Source organism: Salinimicrobium oceani (genome assembly GCF_012037645.1).
This window is the reverse complement of sequence record NZ_JAAVJR010000494.1, coordinates 1-486: the sequence shown is the minus strand read 5'-3', so window position 1 is coordinate 486 and position 486 is coordinate 1. Positions and strand designations below refer to the sequence as shown.

Here is a 486-nt window from a genome sequence, read left to right as displayed (position 1 = left end):
AAGGCTCCAGTTCTCCCCCTTCTTCTAAATATTCCTTCACCTGTAAAAAGCCTTTGAAATAAGAAATATCCTTGGTGAATCCGCCTCCCTGCAGGATCCTTGAAGTAATATTAAAAGAACGGGCAGGGGAGAAGTTGTAATCTTTGTGTAACAATCTGAAGATTCCCTGGAAATCTGCTCCATGCATTCTTGCTGCAGAAGCTACTACTCTCCCGGCGAGAGTTCTCATCCTGTTTGCCGTCAATCCTCCTACAAAATATTCAGACATCACGGCCAGCCCTTCCTGTAGCGTATCATAGTCAGTCAGGCCTATGGATAAAAGTTTTAAAGGTTGCCGCTTCCCATTGTAATAGGTGAGGACATGGGTGCCAATTTCATGCTGTATAAGTGCAATAGTCTCATTGGCATTTAATTTATAATCTATAGGAATGTAAAGTTCTCCCTGGGAGACCATTAAAATATTCACATCACTTCGCACGTGAACTT

1 protein-coding gene is annotated in these 486 nt (G+C 42.4%); it reads right to left on the bottom strand.

Features of this window, described 5'->3' with window-relative positions; genetic code table 11:
• Nucleotides 1-486 (bottom strand): tyrosine/phenylalanine carboxypeptidase domain-containing protein (locus HC175_RS17895; RefSeq protein WP_168139617.1); only part of this gene is annotated, 486 nt, incomplete at both ends.